The organism is Serratia sp. 201, from assembly GCF_037027545.1.
Classification (GTDB): domain Bacteria; phylum Pseudomonadota; class Gammaproteobacteria; order Enterobacterales; family Enterobacteriaceae; genus Serratia; species Serratia bockelmannii.
On sequence record NZ_JAXCHC010000002.1, the window covers coordinates 779,646 to 802,126 of the forward strand.

Genomic DNA, 22,481 nt, shown 5'->3' on the forward strand with positions numbered 1-22,481 from the left:
CCATGAGGATTTGTTTAAAGTTTAGCCTCTCGAGATGACGGCAGGATGAAGTTAGATCGTTTTTTGTACGGTGAAATTCAGACGGACGGAAATGGGTAAACCGCTGATTTTTTACTATAGTCATAGTGTGAAGTTGTGCGTTTGTCGGCGTACGCCTCTGCATTGAGCGGCAGCGGGCAGGTTGCCCAGAGCAAGATCGCGGAGCGGACGGCGCCTGGCGCGAAACATGTGACGAGATTCTCAGAGGGTTGGTCTGTAAGGATTTGACATGTCATATGAAAATGACGAACTAAACGGTGTTGAGCAACCGAGCGACTACGTGAAAGCCACCGCCTGCGAAGTGCGCAGCGGTGTAAAAGCGGCGCTCGAGCAATCATGTGCCTGCCTTAAGGATAACCCTTGGGCGGGGATAGGCGCCGGCGCCGTCGTGGGCCTGGTAATAGGATTTCTGTTAGGCAAAAGGTAATAGGGAGAGTAAAGATGGGCATCATTTCCTGGATCATTTTTGGTTTAATCGCCGGTATCCTGGCCAAGTGGATTATGCCGGGCAAAGACGGCGGCGGCTTTATTGTGACCGTTATATTGGGGATCGTGGGCGCCGTCGTCGGCGGCTATATCAGCACCTTCTTCGGTATGGGCCGCGTTGACGGTTTTAACCTGGGCAGCTTTGTGGTGGCGGTAATCGGTGCCCTGGTGGTGCTTTTTGTCTACAGGAAGATCAAAGGCTAAGCAGCCGTTGCTCAACAGGGTCGCCGCGGCGGCCCTTTTTCGTGAAATCAATCCGGCGGTGCGGCGCGGGCCGTACCGGCTGAAAGGGGAATATCATGGGTCTGTTCGATAGCGTATTGGGTAACATTCTGGGTGGCGGCGCCAACGGTAAAGGCATCGACTACATCGCCATTATGCAGTGGGTTGAGCAACAAGGCGGCCTACAGGCCATTTTGGACAAATTCCGTCAGGGGCAGTTCGGCGATATCGTCGGTTCCTGGCTCGGCAATGGCGAAAATCAGCAGATTACCGGCGATCATGTGCAGCAGGCGTTGGGTAGCGATGCGATCAACCAACTGGCTGAAAAGCTGGGCATCGATCCTGCACAAGCCTCCAGCACCATTGCACAGTTCTTGCCAACGGTCGCGGATGCCGCCTCGCCAAATGGTGAAGTGCAGCAAGACAGCAACGAACTGGGCGACATGGTCGGCAAACTGTTCAAATAATGATTAGGCTCCCGGCATCTGGCCGGGAGCATTCACTCCGCTAATTCCCTCGATCGCCGTCAACGCTTGCTGCAGATGCGCCACCCAGGCGCGCACTTTCTCCGGAATAAATCGTAAGGCGGGATAGACCGCGTGCAGCGCCATGGGCGGGTAGCGGTATTCCGGCAAAACGGGCACCAGCGCCCCCGTCGCCAGCTGCTCGGCGATTAAAGGCCGTTGGGCGCCGCCGATACCCACTCCAGCCTCGATGGCGGCCAGCAGCGATAGCGTATTGTTGGCGCGGAACGTGGGCCGCAGAGCAACCATCTCGGGGCCGTGCGGCCCGAACAGAGTGAGCGTATCGCCGTCGTTCAAACCGCTATAACGAATGTGCGCATGTTTCGCCAACTCCGCCGGCGAACGGGGCGTGCCATGCTTGTCCAGATAGGCCGGCGATGCCACCAGCAGGCGTTGCAACTCGCCCAAACGTTTCGCCACCATGCCGGGCGCATGGAGTTCACCGAAGCGCAGCGCCACGTCGATGCCTTCGCCGATCACGTCGGCGCGACGATCGTCCAGCAGCAGTTCGATGGCGAGGTTCGGATGACGTTGCTGGAAAGCGATGGCCAGCGGTGTGACGTGCAACTGCCCGAATCCGGTAGGGGCGTGAATGCGCAGATTGCCCTGCAACTGGTGGTGCTGGTCGTGCAGTGCGTCTTCCGCTTCGTCGACCGCCGCCAGAATCGGTTTGAGGCGCTGATAATAACCGCTGCCGGCATCGGTCAGCGTGACCGCCCGGGTGCTGCGAAACAGCAGCTGGGCCCCCAGTTGCTGCTCCAGGCCGGCGATTTGCTGACTGACCGCCGGCTGCGTCAAACGCAGATCGCGAGCGGCGGCCGATAGACTGCCCAGTTCGGCCACTCGCATAAAGGTTTTCATTGCGTTCAGCTTATCCATGTCGATCTTGCCTATAGATTTTTCTTATAAGTGTTAGTGAAAATCCTCTTCTACCGCAAGTATTACTAATCAATAACACTCAGGGTATCGATAACCTGAGGAGTGGCAAGATGAATGCAAAGCGACAGGCATTGGTGATCGGCGCCAATGGCGTGATTGGGCGCCGATTGATTGAGGAGCTGATTGATCAAGGTTGGCAAGTGGTGGGCGTCTCGCGCCGGGGGGGCGAACCGGCATCTGGGGTGCGCCACCTTCAGGTTGATCTGCTGGATGCGGCGGCGACGCGGGACGCGCTGCGGCCGCTGAGCGCGATTAGCCACGTTTTCTATGCCGCCTATCAGGATGCGCCGGACTGGGCGGGGCTGGTGGCGCCCAATCTGCAGATGTTGCAACACGTCGTCGAGGGGCTGGAGCCGGTCGCGCCGGCGTTGGAGCATATCAGCCTAATGCAAGGTTACAAAGTGTATGGCGCGCATTTGGGGCCGTTTAAAACGCCGGCGCGCGAAAGCGACGCCGGGCATATGCCGCCGGAGTTTAACGTGGCGCAGCAGCAGTATCTGGCGCTGTGCCAGGCAGGCAAGCGCTGGCGTTGGAGCGCCATTCGTCCGAGCGTGGTGGGGGGCTTCTCTCTTGGCAATCCGATGAACCTGGCGTTGAGCATCGCGGTTTATGCCTCAATCAGTAAAGCGCTCGGGCTGCCGCTGCGCTTTCCCGGTAAGCCAGGCGCTTACCACAGTCTGCTGGAAATGACCGACGCCGGGCTGTTGGCGCGCGCCACGCTTTGGGCGGCGACCGAGCCGGCGGCGGCCAATCAGGCGTTTAATATCAACAACGGCGATCTCTTTCGCTGGAGCGAGATGTGGCCGAAAATCGCCGCTTACTTCGGGCTGGAATGCGCGCCGCCGCTGCCGATGCCGCTGGAGAGCACGATGGCGGACAAAGCGCCGCTGTGGCGAGAGCTGGTGCAACGGCACCAATTGACCGAACCGGACTATCGCGCGGTGGCCGGCTGGCGTTTCGCCGACTTCGTCTTTTCCTGGGACTATGACATGTTCGCGGATGGCAGCAAGGCGCGGCGTTTCGGTTTCCATCAGTTTGTCGAAACCGAAGCCATGTTTTTCTCGCTGTTCGAGGAGTTCCGCCGCCGCCGCATCATTCCCTGAGCGTGGCATCGGTTTCCCCGCAGCACAGGCTGCGGGGAATGGCCTCAGAACGTCAGCATGATCTTGCCGATGTGCTCGCTGGACTCCATCAGCGTATGCGCGGCGGCGGCCTGCTCAAGCGGGAAGGTTTTAAAAATTTGCGGTTTCAGCACGCCGCGCTCCAGCAGCGGCCAAACCTTCTCGCGCAGCTCGGCGGCAATCAGTGCTTTGTCCGCCACGCTGCGCGAGCGCAGCGTCGACCCGGTATGGGTCAGGCGTTTCAACAGCAGCGGCATCAGATTGAGCTCTTTTACCACGCCGTTTTGCGTGCCGATTTGCACGATGCGGCCTTCCATCGCCGCAGCCTGATAGTTTTTGGCGACATAATCGCCGGCGATCAGGTCGACGATGACGTCGGCGCCTTTGCCGTTGGTGGCGTCTTTGGTGCGTGCGACAAAGTCTTCGCTGCGGTAATTAATCGCCACGTCGGCGCCCAGCGCCAGGCTGGCCTGACGTTTCTCTTCGGATCCGACGGTGGTGATCACTTGGGCGCAGAAGGCTTTCGCCAGCATGGTGGCGACCGTGCCGATACCGGAGGTGCCACCATGGATCAACACGGTTTCGCCGGCTTTGAGATGACCGCGCTGGAACACGTTGACCCAGACGGTAAAGAAGGTTTCCGGCAGTGCGGCGGCCTCGGTCAGGCTCAGACCCGCCGGTACCGGTAGCGCATTGCTTTCATGCACGGTGCAGTATTCCGCATAGCCCCCCCCCGGCGATAAGGGCGCAAACCCGATCGCCGAGCGCGAAGTGGGTCACGCCTTCACCGATGGCCACCACTTCGCCGGCAATTTCCAGGCCGGGGATATCCGAGGCGCCGGGCGGTGGCGCATAGTTCCCCTGGCGCTGCAGCACGTCGGGGCGGTTAACGCCAGCGGCGGCGATTTTCACCAGCAGTTCGCCCGCCTGTGGCTCGGGTACCGGGCGTTCGGTGACAACCAGAACCTCGGGGGCGCCCGGTTGGCTAATCTCAATCGCTTTCATCGTGCCGGGCTGCGCTGCATTTGTTGACATGGTCACTCTCCTCATCGTGGCGGACGTGGTTATCAGGCTGAACGCCCGCAATAAAGTCTGCTGTTAGCTTAGCGAAATCGAAGGAGGTGCGCGTGGTCGAATAGAGCGGTTTTGCGAGGAGGAGAGGACGCCGCCGCGATGGGCGGCTGGATATCAATCGTTAGGGGGGATGCGGAAGCCTTTCAACGAGACGATAAAATGTTCTTTCCCTTTGGAGATCTTGGCGCCTTTATCGCACCACAGGCTGGCAAGCTGGAAGAAGTCATCGCTGCCGATATCGTAGGCCAGTTCGATTTTCTTGGCTGTGCCGGCGCGGATGAGCTTTTCTGCTTCCTGATGGTTTGCAGCTTTAATTATGGTCATGGGCGAAATCCTTGGTGTTAAGCCAGAGCGGATAATCGCGAATCATCATATGGCCATAGTGTGACAATTTTGTGATGAAAACATGACGGTCCACGAAGGTGCGGCGTGCGGCGTGCCGCGCCTTCGCGGTGAAAATGCGTTATCGATTACCGATCGTGCGGGCGAACGAATGTGCTTTTTTTCTGAGATTTGAAATGCTTATAGAGCGAATAGCCCGCAATGCCGGCTAAGACAGCCAAGAGGGCAAGGGATCCTGTGGCCATGAACATCACCTCCGAATAAGAATGGCAAGGAGGCGTATTTGTGACATTCATCACTTTACGGGGCAATGAGAGCAATCTGTAATCGGGAAACTGGCATGAGGGAGGAGCAAAAAAAAGCGCCTATAGGGAGGCGCATAAAGATTTGCAACACAGCTTGTTGTGTTCAACACCAGGAGGAGTGGTGAACCGGCGCTATTCTATGCAGCGGCGAGGGCGGCTGATATAGGTATTACTCCGAAAGCGGCGCTACCACTCATAGCCCAACTGGATGTTGTAATCGGGATCCTGGTTGGTGGAGTAAGGATCGGATTGGCGGCGGCGATCGGTTTTCTTCACCGGGCCTTCATACGCGGGATAAGGTTTGGTGCGCGGTTTGCTGCAGCCCGGATGATCGCATTCGATATCGACGCGAAAGCCGTTCTTGTCGCGTGCCTCTGCCCAAGTAATCGGCGGTTTCGCCGCCTTAGGGGCTGGCCCTGACGGTGCTGTCGGCTTGGGAGCGGGAGTCACACTGGGTTCTGGAGCTTGATAATTCAGCTCCAGTGCACTCTGCGGAGCGCTGTAAGCGGCAAAGGCCAGCAGGGCGGCGGCACTGGCAGTTGGTAAGGTAAGCCATCTCGGCATGATGAATCTCCCTGAATGATTTCTGTAGGCAACTATAAAACAGCAGAACGAGAATTACTATCATTTACCTTGGCTGTTACGGGGGGCCAGGCGGTGATTCTATCGACCGACAGGGTCAAATCCTGTGCGTTTAGCCGAGATTCACGCCCCATCACGGCGAAAAAGGTTGCTATTGCCGCTCGCTCATGAGTTAATGATGTCGGCCTGTGGTACAGACCTATTTATGCACGACATTTTGAGTAAAGTAGTTCAAATTTAAAGCGTTATCCCGGATAGCCCTTCTCTGACGAATTTCCTTTCCAGTGCCTCCATAAGTAACTGATGACCGGCTATCTCGCCCATGGCGGCTAACATTATTATTGAAGGAAATTAGACATGTCCAACATGATCAAAGGTCAAGTGAAGTGGTTCAACGAAGCTAAAGGTTTTGGTTTCATCACCCCAGCAGACGGCAGCAAAGACGTATTCGTACACTTCTCTGCTATCCAGGATCAAGGCTTCAAGACCCTGGCTGAAGGCCAGAACGTACAGTTCTCTATCGAGAACGGTGCGAAAGGTCCATCTGCGGCTAACGTTACCGCTATCTAATTGGCGTCTACCGCTGATTGAAAAGAACCCGCTGCGGCGGGTTTTTTTATGCCTGCAATTTGGCAGCGCGTAAAAAAAGCCCGCAAGTCTGCGGGCAAAAGTTCCTTGTTACTTCATTTGCGAGCGCTTCTCTGGGGGGGAAACGCCTGAAGACAGGCTACGCGAGACCGGCTTAAGATTCTGCGGCCAAACCGTTAAGAAAGTGAAAATCCAGGCGGCTGCTACGCTGATAGCAGAGGCCGGCAGGGCTGGAGTGGTGTCCATTGCCCTCGCTTTTGTAATACACTGACGGCAATCGCAAATAATGGGGAAGGGTATGCAGGTTAACGATCGAGTGACGGTAAAAACAGACGGAGGCCCGCGGCGTGAAGGCGTCATTTTGGCCGTAGAGGTGTTCAACGAAGGCACCATGTATCTGGTTTCTCTTGACGACTACCCGGCGGGCGTATGGTTTTTTAATGAAATCGACAGCCGTGACGGCACGTTTGTGGAGCCCTGCCGCGAGCACGGGCAGTAACTTAGGTTAATCTCATTAATTTGCTAATGAAATTGTCCATTTTGAGATTATTTCATTGCGGTAAGATTTTTTTTATCGACGGCAAAAAAATACCCGTTGCGCTAGCGGGGGATAACGCAGCAGGTATTTTTTTGTGGTTCCAGCGGCTGCTATCCAGATGACATTATCACCGGGTATTTAACGGCTGGTAAAACAGAGCGGGGGCGTTCTCTGTGGTTCAGCGGCTATTGACGAATATTCCACTGGTCAATGTATCGGTCAAACGAACAACGTGATAAATGATCTGCTTGTTGTGCGTTTTTATTTTCCGCTTGATGTTTCCCTTGTGGGAAGAGACCGTTTTGGCCTTTATTTGCATCTGGTCTGATATCTGGATGGTACCTTGACCGGACATCCACATGCGTAGCATGTTTGATTCAGTCTGGCTCAGCGTTACCGGCGTTTGATCCAGAGAGGATTTCTCCGTACGGAGGGACGTTCTCTCGAGATAGTGACTAAGTAGCTGATTCATAGTCTCTGGTTTGATGGATTTTGACGATATGATGACGTTCTTGCGAACATATAAATAATCGTCGAAATGTACGTTGGTAATGGCCATGAAGATGAAGAATAACGTATCCGGGTGCAGTGAAATCACCCGTTTTATTCGCTCGGTGGCGTTTGCTTCGTGGATGAAGCAGTCCTCGTTAATAAACACCAGGCTCGGATTTAACTTGCTGCATTTTTCATGCAGGCTGTCAATGTCCTCGATGGCATTAATATGGCGCCTCTTCACGCCATGCGAAGTCAGATAGTCGGTTAACCCCAATCTGGTATAGCTACATGAATCCATGATAATCGTTGGCATATCGCACCCCCACTTAAATCCGTTTTACTGCGGTAATATGAGAAAAAGCCTAAAAAGCCGAAAGGCAAAATGGAACAATAATTCAGTGTAGCGAGTGTTCTATCAATAAACACGACGGCACTCAATGATATTTTCATACTAAACTTATTAATTGCATGAATCTATAAGTTTGGCTTAAGTCAGGGCGATCTGCTGCTCGTCCAGCTTAGGCATGTTGAGCCTGATTTGCGCTTGGCGCCCGTGCCTGTCTGCATTGCTTGCCGCTAATCTGTTCATCATGTCACGAAACAAAATTTTAGTTTGCTAGGAAAAATCTTAAAAAAAATTCATGTGTCGTTTTTTTGATGTCTTTCAGCGCGTTTTTTGAGTGGTCAAAAAGCGCCCCCTCTGGTGTTTTTGACTTTTTACATATAAAAATCATTATCTTATAGATGTTTTTGCTCTCCATGATAATGATAAGCACTTCTTTTTTTATCATAACAACAAACAAAAGTTAACATTATGACCGGAATGTGTAGCTTAATTGTTGCTATAAATCACCGTTTTACAATGAGTTATATAGATATTTATTTCGCATGAAATAGTTTTCGTGAATGTTTAACGGTGATTGAGTGATTTCTCTAAACTATCATCCTGCAGTCCGATCCACGGGGAGGAATGGCAGGTCGGAGTTGTCTCTGGCCCGCGTTGGTTTTAACTTGCCTCTCCACCTTTCAAAAACAGGATGTCGCGGTGAGACAGAATCAGTATGGGCAGCCGATAGGTGAGGCCCTTCCTCATTGGCAGCCGGCAGGCATACCCGGGCACACGCCGCTGCAAGGGCGGTTTTGCCGCCTCGAACCGCTTAACCTCGCGCGCTGGGGGGATGCGCTTTATCAGGCTTACCAAACCGCTGAGGACGATCGTGACTGGACCTATCTGTTTTGGGAACGGCCGCAGTCGCACGCAGATTTCCAGCGCTATCTTCAGGCACAGGTGTCCAGCGCAGACAGAAACACGATGGTGGTGATCGATCAGACGAACGGGCACGCCGTGGGAACCTGCGCTTTTTTACGCATCGATCCTGGCAACGGCGTGGCCGAACTGGGCACCATCAACTGGTCGCCGCTGATGAAGCGCAGTGCGCTGGGCAGCGAGGCGATTTTCTTGATGCTGCGGCATCTTTTCGACGATCTTGGCTACCGGCGCTGCGAATGGAAATGCGATAGCCTCAATCTGCCTTCACGCCAGGCCGCCGAGCGCTTGGGTTTCCGCTATGAAGGCACGTTCCGCCAGGCCGTCGTTGTTAAAGGACGCTCGCGCGACACCGACTGGCTGTCGATCGTTGATGGAGAATGGCCGGCACGATACGCGGCGTTTGCCGCCTGGCTGTCGCCGGATAACATCAGCGAAGACGGGCGGCAAGAACGTCGTTTGCAGGCCTTCCAACTCGGGTAATCGCCGCGCGCGTTAGGCCGTTTCCGCCAGGCAATGGCGCAGCGAGTCCAACGTCAAGCGGATGTCCTGTTCTTCTGTCATCCAGTTGACCAGCGCGGCGCGGATCCCCGGCTGGCCGTTGTAACGCGTAGGGGTGCAACGCACCACGCCATGCCGGCTAAGGCGTTCGAGAAAGCGATCGCGCGCCGCTTCGCTCTCACCCTGTGGATGACTGAGGGCGAAGCACACCACGTTCAAATTCACCGGCGCCAGCAGATGGAAACCGTCATCGGCCGCTAACGCCGCCCCCAGCGCCTGCGCCAGTTCGACGTTGCGCTCGACGATATCTCGTATACCGCTGCGGCCATAGGCTTTCAGCGTCAGCCAAAGCGGCAAGGCGCGGAAGCGGCGCGAATTTTCTGGCGTCAGATGCAGATAGTTGTCTGGCCGCAGCGTCGGTGCTTCCAGGTAAGCCGAATGGTTCTGAAATACCTGCATTTGCAGATCCAAATGGCGGGTAAATTGGATCGCGCTGTCATAAGGCACATTCAGCCATTTATGCGCATCGACGGTGATGGAATCGGCATGCTGCCAGCCCTCGAGCTTTGAGGCGTATAGCGGTGAGCAGGCCGCCACGCCGCCGAATGCCGCATCGACATGCAGCCAAAATGGATAACGCTCCCGCAGCGCCAGCAGCTGCGGCAGATCGTCGAAAGCGACAGTGTTGACCGTACCGGCGCTGGCCAGTACCAACGTTGGCTGGCCAGCGCCGGCGGCGAGCTGCCGCGCCAGCGCTTCCATATCCATGGCTTCAGACTCCGGCAGGCTGGCGACGATCGTCAACGCCTCGCGGCCGATGCCGAGCATGCTGAGCGCCTTCACGCTGCTGGAATGCGGATTGGCCGCCAATACCCGGATGGGGCCCAGCGCCGCCAGGCCTTGTTGGGCGATATCCACGCCTTGCTGTTGTCCCAGCCACTGCCGGCCAATGGCCAACCCGGTGAAATTGGCCATGGTCGCGCCGCTGACCAGGCTGCCGCTGAACGTTTCCGGCAGGCCCAGCAGGGATTTCAACTGCGTCACGGCCGCCAGCTCGATCGTGGCTGCAATGGTATCATGGCTGAGCAGGCTATTTTGGTCTGTCACGCTAACCAGCCAGTCCGCTGCGACCGCCGCCGGGGTGCCGCCGCCGGTGACGAAGCCGAAATAACGCGGGCCGGCGCTGGCGGAAATGCCGGCCTGATAACGTTGCCAAAAGCGCTCCAGCGCTGCCAGGGCGCCTTCGCCGTTTTCCTCCAGCCGATCGTCGCCCGGTTGCAGCTGCTGATGCTCGAGCGGTGGGCAGACCGAGCGTTGCTGCAGCCCGGCCAGGAAATCCTCCGCCAACTGGCGGGTGTGGTCGAGGATCTGCGGAAACTGCGCGAGGTCCTGTTGTAAACGTGGGTGCATGGTGGCTCCGAAAGCGTCAGGGATGATGGGGTAAACATAGAACATTTGCCTGCCGCTCAAAATCGATGAAAAATAACCTTTTTGGATAGCCTGGTTAACCAATGATGAATGAACGCATTCCCTTGCATGTCTTGCCGACCTTTGCGATCGCCGCCAGGTTGGAAAATTTGCGCGCTGCGGCGCAACAGGTGCATTTGACGCACGGCGCGGTCAGCCAGCAAATTCAGTTGCTGGAGCAGGCGGTCGGCTATCCGCTGTTTGAACGGCGCGGGCGCGGTGTACGCCTGAATGCCGCCGGGCGAGAGTTGTTGGCGGCGGTAGAGCCGGCGCTGCAGGCACTGCAGCAGGGCGTCGCCCGCGCCCGGCGTGCGGTGACAAGCCAGACGCTGCGTATCAGCGTGTTGCCGTCTTTTGCCCATTATTGGCTGTTGCCGCGTCTGCCTGCTTTTCATGAGGCCTGCGCCGATATTGCGCTGGATATTGATGCGTCACTGGCGTTGCAGGATCTGTCGCAGCGAGGGTTCGATGCGGCGATCCGTATCGGCAGCGGTCAATGGACGGGGCTGCAGGCGCAGCGCATCGCGTCGGGTGACGTGCTGCCGGTCGCTTCGCCGGATATGGCGCGAGAATGGAGGGCGGCGTTCGAGAACGGTGGCGATATTCCGTTGCTCGAGCACGACGTCAGTCCCTGGCGCGACTGGTTCAACGCGCAGGGGCGGCCGTTATGCGGGCGACAACAGGCGTTATTCAACGATGCCGGATTGTTGATTCGCGCGGCGGAGCAAGGGTTTGGCATCGCGTTGGCGAAAAAGCTGCTGGTGCAGGATGCGCTTGACGCGGGGAGACTGGTGGCGTTGGCCGCGCCCCGTCGTCTGAGCGATGACGACGTTTACCTGGTGTGGCCGCAGACCGCCGGGTTGACGCCGGCGGTTACCCGCTTGCTGCAGTGGCTTCAGCGACAGTTGGCGGCGATTTAGCGGCGTAGCCATTCCGGTTGCGAGGTGCCGAGCGTAGTCGCCGGCAGCGCCCATTGCAGCGCCGTACCCTGCAGGCTTAACGGGGCGCGCAGGCGTTGCGCGGCCCCCCAGTAAGTCAGTTCTGTTTCCGGGTTCTCGTCGGCGGGGCCGGCCGGTGCCAGCGGTTCCGGTCGATAATCTGCCGAACAGGGGTGCGCCAGCAGCAGTTGCGCCGTGCGCGCCAGCGACAGCCGCGCGTGGTAGCCGGTACCGCGGCTCAGGCGCTGTGTCATACCGTTCAGCACCGCTGCCGCCATCAAATAGCCGGTGGCGTGATCCAGAGCCTGTACCGGCAGCGGCACCGGCAAACTGGCGCTGCGCCAAACCATACCCGCCTCCGCCAACCCGCAGCTCATCTGTACCAGGCTGTCGAAACCGCGCCGGGTCCGCCACGGCCCGCTCCAGCCGTAGGCATTCAGGCAGACGTCGATCAGGCCCGGCGCCAGCGCGCGTCTTTCCTCCGCGCCATAGCCCAATTTCTCCAACGCACCGGCACGGTAGCCGTGCACGAGCACGTCGGTGTTTTTCAGCAGATGTTCAAACGTATGGCGATCGCGCGCATTGGTCAGGTTGAGGCGTGTGCTGCGCTTGCCCAGCATCACCTCGTGCTCGACGCCGGGTTCATCCCAGCCGTAGGGGTCGATGCGCAGCACGTCGGCGCCCAAACCGGCAAGAAAACGGGTGGCGATCGGCCCGGCGAGAATGCGCGTCAGATCCAGTACCCGCACGCCGTGCAGCGGCCGGGCGACGGGTAGCGCCCAGCCCGGCGGTGGCGTTTCCGGCTGCAGCGAGGCGTGGATAAGCGGTTCGAGCGCTACGCTTTTGCCTTGAATATGTTGTCGCCACGCGGCCGCCGAGCGCATTTGGGCCGCGCAGCCGCCGGCCTCGATCACGGCTTCCTCCAGCTCGCTTTTTTTCCAGTCCAGCACACGTTCCGCCAGCGTGCCTTTATCCGATGCCGAACCCAGCACCTGTTCCACCGCTCGCCGATGGTGCGGCGCATTGGTATGCAGACGTATCCAGCCATCCGCCGTCGCGTAGTCGCCGGCCAGTGCGTCCCAGGCCGCAGGCAGCGTCCATCCCAGCGGCCGCAGCGTCCAGCCAAACCAGAGTGAGGCCAGGCGTTGATCGATCCAGACCTGCGGCGCGTCGGCGGCCTCGCAGCGAAGCAACTCGGCGCAGGCCAAACCGGCGGCGCTCCAGGCGGCGGTCGCCAATTCTGTGACGGGAAAAGCCGAAGGCAATGCGCCGACGCCGCTAACGGTTAACCGGTCGGTAGGGGCGGGGCGCTGCCCCAGGCTTTGCCAAATCTCGTCGAGCAGAGTGTGGATCAGAGGCGTCATCGGCCACTCCTTGCGGATCGTCGGAAATATAGCCTAGCGTAGCCCACCGCCGGCGACCTTGCTAAGGCGTAACGTCGAATGTGCGGCCGTCGGCCAGTTTGGCGCGCAGGCTGTGGGCCGCGATGACAGCGAAAGGCTGCGCGTAAAGTTGGCGGCCAGCGTCGAACCGTCGCTAAAGGTCGTCTGCTGCACCCAGCCGTCCCGATCGAGCCAGCGGAAGTCGAACAACGCTTTGTCCCACAGGGCCTGATGCAGCGGCCGGAAGGCGGCGTCGGCGCCCAATGTCGCCACCTTCTATTTGTGACATCGAAATATAATCGCCGTATTCCAGTTTATTTTTCGTTTAATAAATTAGCCTTTACTTCATTATCCGACGTCACTATACTCAGCCAAAATTTCGGTGGAGAAACTCAATTGGACAGTTGTAGTTGTAATAAAACAAATAAGGCAAGCTGACCAATTCTCTTCTGATTTGTTGCTTGCCGTTATCGGCGGGCAGCACCCCTCTCCAGTTATTTCTGAGCTGTGCATACCCGAGTAATAAACGTTTCCTGATGCCTGACGGTTTCAGGTGAATCGAGTTGGACGTTATTATGGTATTTTGCAGCCACAGCCTTTTCCCTCCAGGCACGACACGCTGATTCGCTGATTTATTTTCAGCGCGCTTTCGCGTGTGCTAAACAGCACATGATTTTATCTCCTGCGGTTAATTAAGGGGACAGTCATGGCTATGACTCCTTTCGTTTTAAATTTATTGCTGGCGATGTGCCTGGGCGCGGTCATTGGCGCCGAGCGCCAGTGGCGCCAACGCATGGCCGGCCTGCGCACCAATGCGCTGGTGGCGACCGGTGCGGCGGTCTTTATTCTCAGCTCCATGTCCACCGATCCGGCCAGCGCCGGCCGGGTGGCTGCGCAGATCGTATCCGGTATCGGTTTCCTCGGCGCCGGCGTTATCATGCGTGAAGGGCTGAACATTCGCGGCCTTAACACCGCCGCCACGCTGTGGTGTTCGGCGGGGATCGGCGTCCTGTGCGGCCTGGGCCAGCATTGGGATGCGGTGGTTGCTACGCTGGTGATCCTGTGCGCCAATATCCTGCTGCGCGAAGCCGCGCAGCGTATCAATCTGCAGCCGCACCAGCAGGCAACCGATCTGGAACTGTGCTATCGCATTCAGGTGACCTGCGGCGAGCAGGACGAAATTCTGGTGCGCACCCTGATTCTGCAGGCGCTGAACGGCGTGGCCTTGCGGCTGCAATCCTTGCGCAGCGCCGATATCTCCAGCCCGGGGCAATTGGAAGTGTGCGCGGAAATTACCGCCACGCCGGCCGCGCAAAAAGAAATTGAGGGTATTGTCTGCCGCGTCAGCCTGGAGAAAAGCGTGAGTGCCGTTCGCTGGCGCGTCGCGTCCGAATTACCGGTCTGATTAATTATATAAATATTTATTAACTTGATTATATGCTCAGGTTATTCGGGCTCGCCTGAATAACGCGGAGCATTAAGGAGGCGTTATGGACGATGACCCCGGAAGGAAAATGATTCCAGCGTGGCTGACAGGGTAATTCCGCCATTTAGTCACGCTAATAAAAAATTCCAAGCTGCGCAGAGTCACCTGTTTATCGGGCGGGGCTTCGCTGTGCGCAGAACGAAAATAAGAGAATAGCGTTATGACTCAGATTAATGAAAGAACGCGTCGCCGTGATAAAGACGCGGTGACCTACGCCATTGCGCAAGAGGCGACCAACAGCATCGCTCAAACGCTGGCGAACCTGAAGTGCAACCGCAACGGCTTGACCCAGGACGACGCCGATGAGCGGCTGGAACAGTTCGGCGCCAATCAGGTCGCCCATGACAAGGCGCCGCATGCCCTGATCCAGCTGATCAAGGCCTTCAACAACCCGTTTATCTTCGTGCTGATGGTGCTGGCTGCGATCAGTTTCTTTACCGATTATTGGCTGCCGCGCCAGAGCGGTGAAGAAACTGAACTCACCGGCGTCATTATCATCCTGACCATGGTCACGCTGAGCGGGCTGCTGCGTTTCTGGCAGGAATACCGCACCAACAAAGCGGCGGAAGCGTTGAAGTCGATGGTGCGCACCACCGCCACGGTGCTGCGCCGCAGCAGCTACAGCGCGCATCCGCTGACGTTGGAAGTGCCGATCCGCGAACTGGTGCCGGGGGATATCATCCAGCTCTCCGCCGGTGACATGGTGCCGGCCGACGTACGCCTTATCGCCTCGCGCGATCTGTTCATCAGCCAGGCGATTTTGACCGGCGAAGCGATCCCGATCGAGAAATACGATGCCATGGGCAACGTGGCGCAGAAGTCGAGCGAAGGGGAAGTGTCCAGCGAGAACGCGCTGCTTGAGCTCTCCAACATCTGCCTGATGGGCACCAACGTCGCCAGCGGCACCGCTACGGCGGTGGTAGTGGCGACCGGCGGGCGCACCTACTTCGGCTCGTTGGCCAAGTCAATCGTTGGTTCGCGGGCGCAAACCGCGTTCGATCGCGGGGTGAACAGCGTCAGCTGGCTGTTGATTCGCTTCATGCTGGTGATGGTGCCGGTGGTGTTGCTGATCAACGGTTTCACCAAAGGTGACTGGAGCGAGGCGGCGCTGTTCGCGCTGGCGGTGGCGGTCGGCCTGACGCCGGAAATGCTGCCGATGATCGTCAGCTCCAATCTGGCGAAAGGGGCGATCGCCATGTCGCGTCGCAAGGTGGTGGTGAAGCGTCTGAACGCCATTCAGAACTTCGGTGCTATGGACGTGCTCTGCACCGACAAGACCGGCACGCTGACCCAGGACCGCATCATTCTCGAGCACCACATCGACGTCACTGGCGCCAGGGATAACGAAGTGTTGCACCTGGCCTGGCTGAACAGCTTCCATCAGAGCGGCATGAAGAACCTGATGGATCAGGCGGTGATCCGTTTCGGGCGCGGCAAACCGGGGATTGAAGCCCTGGGGCGTTTCAGCAAGGTGGATGAGCTGCCGTTCGATTTCGTGCGCCGCCGTCTGTCGATCGTGGTGGCGGATGAGAATGGCAAGCAGCAGCTGATCTGTAAGGGCGCGGTGGAGGAGATGCTGGAGATCGCCACCCACGTGCGTGAAGGCGACAAGATGCTGGAGCTGGACGACGCGCGCCGTGCGGCGTTGCAGGCGCTGGCCCGCGAGTACAACGAAGACGGTTTCCGCGTGCTGGTGCTGGCGACGCGTGAGTTGGATGCGCAGCGCCCGGCCGAACCGCTAAGCGTGGCCGACGAGCGCGACATGGTGGTGCAAGGGCTGCTGACCTTCCTCGACCCGCCGAAGGAGAGCGCGCAGCAGGCGATCGCCGCGCTGCAGGAAAACGGTGTGACGGTGAAGGTGCTGACCGGCGACAACCCGGTGATCACCTGCAAGATTTGCCGCGACGTCGGGCTGGAGCCGGGCGAGCCGCTCTCCGGGCTGCGGATTGAACAGATGGATGACGAAGAACTGGCGCGCGAAGTGGAACAGCGCACGGTCTTCACCAAGCTGACGCCGCTGCAAAAATCGCGGGTGCTGAAAATGCTGCAGGCCAACGGCCATACCGTCGGTTTCCTCGGCGACGGCATCAACGATGCGCCGGCGCTGCGCGATGCTGACGTCGGCATTTCGGTCGACACCGGCACCGACATCGCCAAGGAATCGGCGGACATCATCCTGTTGGAAAAGAACCTGATGGTGCTGGAAGAGGGGGTGATCAAAGGGCGCGAGACCTTCGGCAATATCATCAAGTATCTGAACATGACCGCCAGTTCCAACTTCGGCAACGTGTTCTCGGTACTGGTGGCGAGCGCCTTCATCCCGTTCCTGCCGATGCTGGCGATCCACCTGTTGATTCAAAACCTGATGTACGACATTTCCCAGCTGTCGCTGCCGTGGGACAAGATGGACAAAGAGTTCCTGCGCAAACCGCGCAAGTGGGACTCCAAAAACATCGGGCGCTTTATGCTGTGGATTGGGCCGACCTCGTCGATCTTCGATATCACGACGTATGCGCTGATGTGGTACGTATTTGCTGCCAACAGCGTGGAACACCAGGCGCTGTTCCAGTCCGGCTGGTTCATTGAGGGGCTGCTGTCGCAAACGCTGGTGGTGCATATGCTGCGCACCCAGAAGATCCCGTTCATTCAGAGCACCGCGGCGCTGCCGGTGTTGCTGACCACCGGGTTGGTGATGGCGCTCGGCATCTACATTCCGTTCTCGCCGCTCGGCGCCCTGGTTGGCCTGCAGCCGCTGCCGTGGGAATACTTCCCGTGGTTGGCCGCTACGCTGGTCAGCTACTGCGTGGTCGCGCAGTTGATGAAGCGTTTCTACATCCGCCGCTTCGGCGAGTGGCTGTAAGCCGCCTCGGCGTTCACTTCGGGGGCGAAATTCTTCGCCCCTGCACTACTACAGCAGTTTGTTGACCAGCAGGCCGAGCATGATGGTCAGCGTGAAGGAAAACAGCGTGCCGAGCAGCACATACTCGGTGCGCATCTTATCGTCGCTCTGGCGCAGATCGCCGAAACGGAAGATAGATTTGGCCGCCAGCAAAAAACCGATCGCCGGAATTTGCCCCAGCAGCACGAAGGTCAGGATCAGCGTTCTCTCCAGATAGCCAATCTGTTTGCCCGCGCGCAGCAGCGAATCGTTGTCGGCCTTGGCCGAAGGCGGCATTTGCGGCGTCCAGTGCGCCAGTAGTTGCCCGATCAGCAGGCTCATCGGCAGATAAATCAGGCTGTAGGCCACCAGCACCAGGCCAATTTGCCAACGCCCCAACTGCTGCCCCAGCGCGGCGAGCAGTTCACCGGCATTCGGCGTCAGCCCCAGCCACAGCAAGGCGATCACCGCCAGATGCAACCCCTGATCGAGCAGGAAACTGCGGGCCGGGCTCAGGCGGGTCATGACGGTGACTTTCAGCAAATCGATCAGGTAATGGCTGACGGCGATGACCAGCAGGCTGACCAGCACCTGAAGTGAAGAAAGCCCGCCGTGCAGCAGGCCGAACCCGGCCACCACCCAGGCGGCCAGCACCCCGTGCAGCAACGCGTGCAATACCAGAAAACGCGAACGCGCGCGATGTTGGATTTTGTCTTCCACCCAACTCAGCGGCTGCAGCGGAAAATCCGCCAGCAGATGGACGAGCAACAGCCAGGCCAGCAAAGGCGCATAGGTCAGATCCATAGTCAGACGATCCTGTTAATGGCGTGAATAAACCGCATGATTTCCTCGTAGGCCGCGCGTTTCAGTGCGGCGGAGACCGTGGAGGCGGCTTTTTGCAGCTGGTCCGCCACGGCGGCGCCGCTGTCGGCGAACATTCTCATCTGGACGATGCGCGCTTCGGTCTGCGACAGGCGGCCAATCACATGATCTAACATCGGCAGCAGATCGCTGACAATGGCGTTTGTCCGATCGTTGTCGGTTTTCAGAGCCAGGCGGCAATTTTTCGCCATGGCGTCCAGCGCGCTGCCGGAGTTGATAAAGGCACTGCCGTAACCCGCGGCGTCGGGCCGTTGGCTGCCCAGCCCGACGGCGACGCGCGCATCCCAGTGCGCGGCGCCCATCGCCCGCAGCGCGAGGCGAATATATACCGCCAGCAGCAGCCCGTCCTCCGGGGCGGCCTGCGCCTGGAAGGCGTCGCCGCGAAAGATTTCCACCTGATGAAGCTGCCCGTCGCGCTGCAGCCGATCGAGCAGGCTGTGCAGCTCGTTGAGGTAGTTGACGGTATCTGATCGGCGAGAATCGACCAGATCGCCGCTGATTACGCTGATTGGCGTCGACATAGCGTGTTCCGTTGCTTACCGAGGGATGACTATAAATTCGCACCTGGATACGAATATGTCAATAATTCGTCTTTGGATACGAATTTGTAGGGAATTCGCCTGTGAGAACGAAATGCGGTGGCGTGAGGAAAGGGGACGAACGGCCGGGAATGCGCGGGCCTGTCAGGCTCGCCACCGGCGGTGTAGAGGGAAAATGGCCGGCAACCGGCCGTTCAGAAACTTTTAACCAGCACTTCACGCGGCATTTCGCTGCCGTGCTTCAGCAGGTGCTCAAACGATCGTTCGCTGCTTTTCAGCTGTTGCAAAAACTCCTGCGGCGACAGATCGTGTTTTTTGCCGCTCATGTAAGCCAGCGCCAGTTCTTTTGCCTGATAGCGGGAGAAGTTGTACATGGTGTCCTCGATACGGTGAATGTCAGTGCTCACGATTGTAGCGAAAGAGCACATAATGAACAGTGGCTTTGGCGTATGGAATCGATAGCCGAAACTTAACTTGCCGGTTGCAACAGCTCATCGCACAGGCGTTTGATCACCTGAGCCTGCGGCAGGCCGTTGTGCAACATCTGACGGATATGCTCCGAATCGCTGATGCCCTGGCGGACATGGTGCTCGACGGCCTGTAACACGGCCCGATCCTCCCGCCGCTCGGCGAAATCGCTCAGCGCCTCGAGGGTGTGCAGGATGTGGGCGGTCAGGCTGCGGCGGCGCAGCGTCGTGGGATCGACGTATTCGGCGGCAAAACCGCTGCGATAGGCGTTGATCTTGTTGTAGTGGGTGAAGGCATCGTATTCCGGCGCGATCGGCGTCCGGCGTTGCAACAGAAAATCGGCCAGCAGACGGCAGTAACCGACCAGCAGCACGGCGTGCGCGAGGCGCAGCGGCGTATCGCAGATGCGGATCTCCACCGTGCCCAGCTCCGGTTTCGGCCGTGCATCCCAGTAAATATCCTTGACGCTTTCAATCACGCCGGCGGCGTTCAACCGTTCGTAGTAAGCGTTGAATTCGCGCCAGCTGTAGATGTGTTCCAGGCACCCGTAGTTGGGGAAAGAATTCTGGGCGCTGAAGCGGGAACTGGCAAAGCGCGTGTCGACCCCCTGATACAGCGGCGACGAGGCGCTGAGCGCGATCAGCTGCGGAAAATAGGGCGTCAGCGCATGGCACAGGTACATCGCCTCGTCCCCGTCGTTGACGCCGAGGTGAATGTGTTGGCCGAATACGCAGGCCAGCTTGGAGAGATAGCCAAAACGGCTGGCCAGCTGCCTGTAGCGCGCGCTGTCGCTGATGACCTGCTTGCGCCAGTCGTTGCTCAGGTGCCGACCACCGCCGCAGACGTCACAGCCCAGGCGCTGCGCGCTGCGCCGGACGGTATGGGTCAGGGCGCGCAGCTCGGCGTGCAGCTCATCGAGATCGCGGTGCACCGAGCTGTTCAGCTCCACCATCGATTGGGTGAGCTCATGCTTGACGCGCCGGCGGTCGCCGACCGCGCTGACCACCCGGTCGGCCCGATCCGCCAGATCGTAGTGCTCGGCATCGACCAGCTGTAACTCTATTTCGGTGCCGATGGAGAGCCTTTCCGAACGTTTGAATGTGAGCGGCATGGTACCTCCTTCCTGCAAGAACGGCATAAAGATAAGTATATGTCTCGGTGAGGAGGGCAACGTTTTGCATTTTATATTTGTTTTTTCGAATATGAAGATGGTATCTTCACGAGCGATTTGTGGAGAAGATAAAGGTTAACGGGAGTGCGACATGACGTCATTGACGCCGCTGAAGCTGTTTAAAAACCTGTCTGACGAGACGCGTCTGACGCTGGTGCTGTTGCTGCGCCACGCCGGCGAGCTGTGCGTTTGCGAGTTGTCGGGCGCACTGGCGCTGCCGCAACCCAAAATCTCAAGGCATCTGGCGATGCTGCGCGAAAGCGGGCTGTTGCTCGATCGGCGCGATGGTAAATGGATACATTATCGCCTGTCGCCACATATGCCGGCTTGGGCCGCGGCGATTATTGAGCAGGCTTATCAGTGTCGGCCAGAACAGATGACGAAGTTAGCGCAACGTGTGGCGAAAGGTTGTCCGTAACGGTAAAAAAATTTACGTAAATACATATGAAAAATCGAATATGTAAACTTAAAAGGGCGAAAGAGCAGCGATGATAGTGGCAGGGGCGATCTTTATTCTGACGTTGATCTTGGTCATCTGGCAACCGAAAGGGCTGGGCATCGGTTGGAGTGCGTCGTTCGGGGCGGGATTGGCATTATTGAGCGGCGTGGTGCACGTCGGCGATATTCCCGTGGTGTGGCAGATAGTCTGGAATGCGACCGCGACCTTTATCGCCGTCATCATCATTAGCCTGTTGCTGGATGAAAGCGGCTTCTTCACCTGGACCGCCTTGCATGTCGCACGTTGGGGCAACGGCAAAGGTCGATGGCTGTTTACCTATATGCTTCTACTGGGGGCCGTAGTGGCGGCGCTGTTCGCGAACGATGGCGCTGCGTTGATTCTGACGCCGATCGTGATCGCCATGCTGTCGGCGCTCGGTTTTCGTCCTGCTGCCGTGCTGGCTTTCGTCATGGCGGCGGGCTTTATCGCCGATACTGCCAGCCTGCCGCTGGTGGTGTCCAACCTGGTAAATATCGTTTCAGCGGATTTCTTCCGGCTGGGCTTTACGGAGTATGCGGCGGTGATGGTGCCGGTCAACCTTGCCGCCGTCGCGGCGACGCTGGTGATGTTGCATCTGTTCTTCCGCAAGGATATTCCGCAGCGCTACGCATTGACGCGTTTACCGGTGCCACGGGAAGCGATTCGCGATCGTGCGACTTTCCGAACCGGCTGGGCGGTATTGGCACTGTTGCTGATTGGCTTCTTCGCCCTGGAACCGCTCGGTGTGCCGGTAAGTTTGGTCGCTGCCTGCGGCGCGCTGGTTCTGTTGGCGGTGGCGAAACGCGGGCTAGCGATCGATACCGGTAAGGTGTTGCGCGGAGCGCCCTGGCAGATCGTCATTTTCTCACTGGGCATGTATCTGGTGATCTACGGGCTACGCAACGCAGGCTTGACCGATTGGCTTTCCGGTGTGCTGGACGCATTGGCGCGGCAGGGGCTGTGGGCAGCGACGTTTGGCACCGGCTTCCTGAGCGCATTTCTCTCTTCCATCATGAATAACATGCCGACGGTATTGGTGGGGGCGTTGTCTATCGACGGCAGCAGTGCGGAAGGCGTCATCAAACAGGCGATGATTTACGCTAACGTTATCGGCAGCGATCTCGGCCCCAAAATTACCCCGATTGGCAGCCTGGCGACGTTACTGTGGCTGCATGTGTTGGCAAAAAAGAACATCGTCATTACCTGGGGCTATTATTTCCGCGTGGGACTGGTGATGACGCTGCCGATCCTGTTCGTCACCCTGGCCGCGCTGGCGCTGCGGCTGTCCGTTTTGTCCTAACCGGAGAAACCGTCATGAGCAGTATCAAGATTTACCATAACCCGGCCTGCGGCACGTCGCGCAACACGTTGGCGCTGATCCGCAACAGCGGCGCTGAGCCTGAGGTGATTTTGTATCTGGAAACGCCGCCCAGCCGCGAACGGTTGATTGCGTTGCTGGCCGAGATGGGCATGACGCCGCGCGCGTTGCTGCGTAAAAACGTCGCGCCTTACGCCGAGTTGAAACTGGACGAGACTCGTTGGAACGATGATCAACTGATCGACTTCATGCTGCAACAGCCGATCCTGATCAATCGCCCCATTGTGGTGACCCCGCTTGGCACGCGTTTGTGCCGTCCGTCGGAGGCGGTGTTGGAGATTCTGCCGGATCCGCAGCGTGGCGCTTTCAGCAAAGAGGACGGAGAGCCGGTGATTGATGCGCAGGGCCACAGGATAACCAACGGCTAATCGCTGTGGCCCCGCATTTCATT

Annotated in this window: 24 protein-coding genes and 1 pseudogene; 13 read left to right on the top strand and 12 right to left on the bottom strand. The window is 58.2% G+C overall.

The genetic code is table 11. The features are described from left to right. Positions 1-268: 268 nt before the first annotated feature. From WA302_RS12010 to WA302_RS12020, 3 genes are all read left to right on the top strand, one after another. Positions 269-466: a glycine zipper domain-containing protein gene (locus WA302_RS12010; protein ID WP_025303357.1), complete on the top strand. Its 198-nt coding sequence runs from the start codon at positions 269-271 to the stop codon at positions 464-466. Between the two features lie 14 nt (positions 467-480). Further along, on the top strand, positions 481-729 hold the full coding sequence (locus WA302_RS12015; protein WP_004935146.1) for a GlsB/YeaQ/YmgE family stress response membrane protein: 249 nt from the start codon (positions 481-483) through the stop codon (positions 727-729). 95 nt (positions 730-824) lie between these two features. Next, the gene (locus tag WA302_RS12020) at positions 825-1,214 is read left to right on the top strand and encodes a YidB family protein (protein ID WP_025303356.1); all 390 of its coding nucleotides are present in this window, start codon (positions 825-827) and stop codon (positions 1,212-1,214) included. A 3-nt stretch (positions 1,215-1,217) separates the two neighbouring features. Here WA302_RS12020 and WA302_RS12025 read toward each other — a convergent pair whose 3' ends face one another. Next, complete coding sequence (locus WA302_RS12025) at positions 1,218-2,150, bottom strand: LysR family transcriptional regulator (RefSeq protein WP_043140541.1); 933 nt, start codon at positions 2,148-2,150, stop codon at positions 1,218-1,220. A gap of 110 nt (positions 2,151-2,260) precedes the next feature. On the opposite strand from WA302_RS12025, the gene WA302_RS12030 reads away from it, so the two are divergent. Further along, the gene (locus tag WA302_RS12030) at positions 2,261-3,313 is read left to right on the top strand and encodes an SDR family oxidoreductase (protein WP_060433450.1); all 1,053 of its coding nucleotides are present in this window, start codon (positions 2,261-2,263) and stop codon (positions 3,311-3,313) included. Positions 3,314-3,357: 44 nt separating this feature from the next. Here the strand turns inward: WA302_RS12030 and WA302_RS12035 are convergent. From WA302_RS12035 to WA302_RS12045, 3 genes and pseudogenes are all read right to left on the bottom strand, one after another. Then, positions 3,358-4,366, bottom strand: a pseudogene (locus tag WA302_RS12035) (NAD(P)H-quinone oxidoreductase). A gap of 153 nt (positions 4,367-4,519) precedes the next feature. Beyond that, positions 4,520-4,729, bottom strand: a complete 210-nt coding sequence (locus tag WA302_RS12040) for a hypothetical protein (protein WP_004935132.1) — start codon at positions 4,727-4,729, stop codon at positions 4,520-4,522. A 509-nt stretch (positions 4,730-5,238) separates the two neighbouring features. Continuing rightward, positions 5,239-5,616 carry a hypothetical protein gene (locus WA302_RS12045; RefSeq protein ID WP_025303352.1) on the bottom strand — a complete coding sequence of 126 codons (378 nt, stop codon included), beginning with the start codon at positions 5,614-5,616 and terminating at the stop codon, positions 5,239-5,241. A 375-nt stretch (positions 5,617-5,991) separates the two neighbouring features. On the opposite strand from WA302_RS12045, the gene cspE reads away from it, so the two are divergent. Continuing rightward, positions 5,992-6,204 carry a transcription antiterminator/RNA stability regulator CspE gene (gene cspE / locus WA302_RS12050; protein ID WP_004935122.1) on the top strand — a complete coding sequence of 71 codons (213 nt, stop codon included), beginning with the start codon at positions 5,992-5,994 and terminating at the stop codon, positions 6,202-6,204. Positions 6,205-6,520: 316 nt separating this feature from the next. Beyond that, positions 6,521-6,721: a protein DsrB gene (dsrB, locus tag WA302_RS12055; protein ID WP_004935117.1), complete on the top strand. Its 201-nt coding sequence runs from the start codon at positions 6,521-6,523 to the stop codon at positions 6,719-6,721. Positions 6,722-6,938: 217 nt separating this feature from the next. Here the strand turns inward: dsrB and rcsA are convergent, their stop codons facing one another. Beyond that, positions 6,939-7,568 carry a transcriptional regulator RcsA gene (rcsA, locus tag WA302_RS12060; protein WP_025303351.1) on the bottom strand — a complete coding sequence of 210 codons (630 nt, stop codon included), beginning with the start codon at positions 7,566-7,568 and terminating at the stop codon, positions 6,939-6,941. 795 nt (positions 7,569-8,363) lie between these two features. Between rcsA and WA302_RS12065 the strand changes: the two genes are divergently transcribed. Continuing rightward, complete coding sequence (locus WA302_RS12065; RefSeq protein ID WP_080271281.1) at positions 8,364-9,005, top strand: GNAT family N-acetyltransferase; 642 nt, start codon at positions 8,364-8,366, stop codon at positions 9,003-9,005. Positions 9,006-9,017: 12 nt separating this feature from the next. Here the strand turns inward: WA302_RS12065 and WA302_RS12070 are convergent, their stop codons facing one another. After that, positions 9,018-10,433 carry a pyridoxal phosphate-dependent decarboxylase family protein gene (locus WA302_RS12070; protein WP_049296076.1) on the bottom strand — a complete coding sequence of 472 codons (1,416 nt, stop codon included), beginning with the start codon at positions 10,431-10,433 and terminating at the stop codon, positions 9,018-9,020. Between the two features lie 101 nt (positions 10,434-10,534). Here WA302_RS12070 and WA302_RS12075 point away from each other — a divergent pair, with 101 nt between their 5' ends. Beyond that, positions 10,535-11,410 carry a LysR substrate-binding domain-containing protein gene (locus tag WA302_RS12075; RefSeq protein WP_336063995.1) on the top strand — a complete coding sequence of 292 codons (876 nt, stop codon included), beginning with the start codon at positions 10,535-10,537 and terminating at the stop codon, positions 11,408-11,410. Here the strand turns inward: WA302_RS12075 and WA302_RS12080 are convergent. Together WA302_RS12080 and WA302_RS12085 are read right to left on the bottom strand one after the other, a co-directional pair. After that, the gene (locus WA302_RS12080) at positions 11,407-12,792 is read right to left on the bottom strand and encodes a CoA transferase (RefSeq protein WP_336063996.1); all 1,386 of its coding nucleotides are present in this window, start codon (positions 12,790-12,792) and stop codon (positions 11,407-11,409) included. The genes WA302_RS12075 and WA302_RS12080 overlap by 4 nt on opposite strands. Before the next feature lie 33 nt (positions 12,793-12,825). Next, complete coding sequence (locus WA302_RS12085; protein ID WP_238476121.1) at positions 12,826-13,074, bottom strand: glycoside hydrolase; 249 nt, start codon at positions 13,072-13,074, stop codon at positions 12,826-12,828. Positions 13,075-13,516: 442 nt separating this feature from the next. On the opposite strand from WA302_RS12085, the gene WA302_RS12090 reads away from it, so the two are divergent. Further along, a complete protein-coding gene (locus WA302_RS12090) occupies positions 13,517-14,215 on the top strand; it encodes an MgtC family protein (protein WP_025303346.1) in 699 nt (232 codons plus the stop codon). 241 nt (positions 14,216-14,456) lie between these two features. After that, positions 14,457-17,156: a magnesium-translocating P-type ATPase gene (gene mgtA, locus WA302_RS12095; RefSeq protein WP_043140563.1), complete on the top strand. Its 2,700-nt coding sequence runs from the start codon at positions 14,457-14,459 to the stop codon at positions 17,154-17,156. Positions 17,157-17,204: 48 nt separating this feature from the next. Here the strand turns inward: mgtA and WA302_RS12100 are convergent, their stop codons facing one another. From WA302_RS12100 to WA302_RS12115, 4 genes are all read right to left on the bottom strand, one after another. After that, the gene (locus WA302_RS12100; RefSeq protein WP_060447854.1) at positions 17,205-17,978 is read right to left on the bottom strand and encodes a DUF3307 domain-containing protein; all 774 of its coding nucleotides are present in this window, start codon (positions 17,976-17,978) and stop codon (positions 17,205-17,207) included. 2 nt (positions 17,979-17,980) lie between these two features. Further along, complete coding sequence (locus WA302_RS12105; protein WP_025303343.1) at positions 17,981-18,577, bottom strand: hypothetical protein; 597 nt, start codon at positions 18,575-18,577, stop codon at positions 17,981-17,983. 212 nt (positions 18,578-18,789) lie between these two features. After that, positions 18,790-18,969: a hypothetical protein gene (locus WA302_RS12110; RefSeq protein WP_019453520.1), complete on the bottom strand. Its 180-nt coding sequence runs from the start codon at positions 18,967-18,969 to the stop codon at positions 18,790-18,792. Between the two features lie 95 nt (positions 18,970-19,064). Next, positions 19,065-20,174, bottom strand: coding sequence for a YbdK family carboxylate-amine ligase (locus WA302_RS12115; protein ID WP_273830665.1), 1,110 nt, complete (start codon positions 20,172-20,174; stop codon positions 19,065-19,067). 151 nt (positions 20,175-20,325) lie between these two features. On the opposite strand from WA302_RS12115, the gene WA302_RS12120 reads away from it, so the two are divergent. The 3 genes from WA302_RS12120 (at position 20,326) to arsC (ending at position 22,458) form a co-directional block, all read left to right on the top strand. Next, complete coding sequence (locus tag WA302_RS12120; RefSeq protein ID WP_025303341.1) at positions 20,326-20,652, top strand: metalloregulator ArsR/SmtB family transcription factor; 327 nt, start codon at positions 20,326-20,328, stop codon at positions 20,650-20,652. A 70-nt stretch (positions 20,653-20,722) separates the two neighbouring features. Then, positions 20,723-22,012 (top strand): arsenic transporter, encoded by a 1,290-nt coding sequence (locus WA302_RS12125; RefSeq protein ID WP_025303340.1) that lies wholly within the window; start codon positions 20,723-20,725, stop codon positions 22,010-22,012. A gap of 14 nt (positions 22,013-22,026) precedes the next feature. Further along, on the top strand, positions 22,027-22,458 hold the full coding sequence (gene arsC / locus WA302_RS12130; RefSeq protein WP_025303339.1) for a glutaredoxin-dependent arsenate reductase: 432 nt from the start codon (positions 22,027-22,029) through the stop codon (positions 22,456-22,458). Positions 22,459-22,481: the final 23 nt, after the last annotated feature.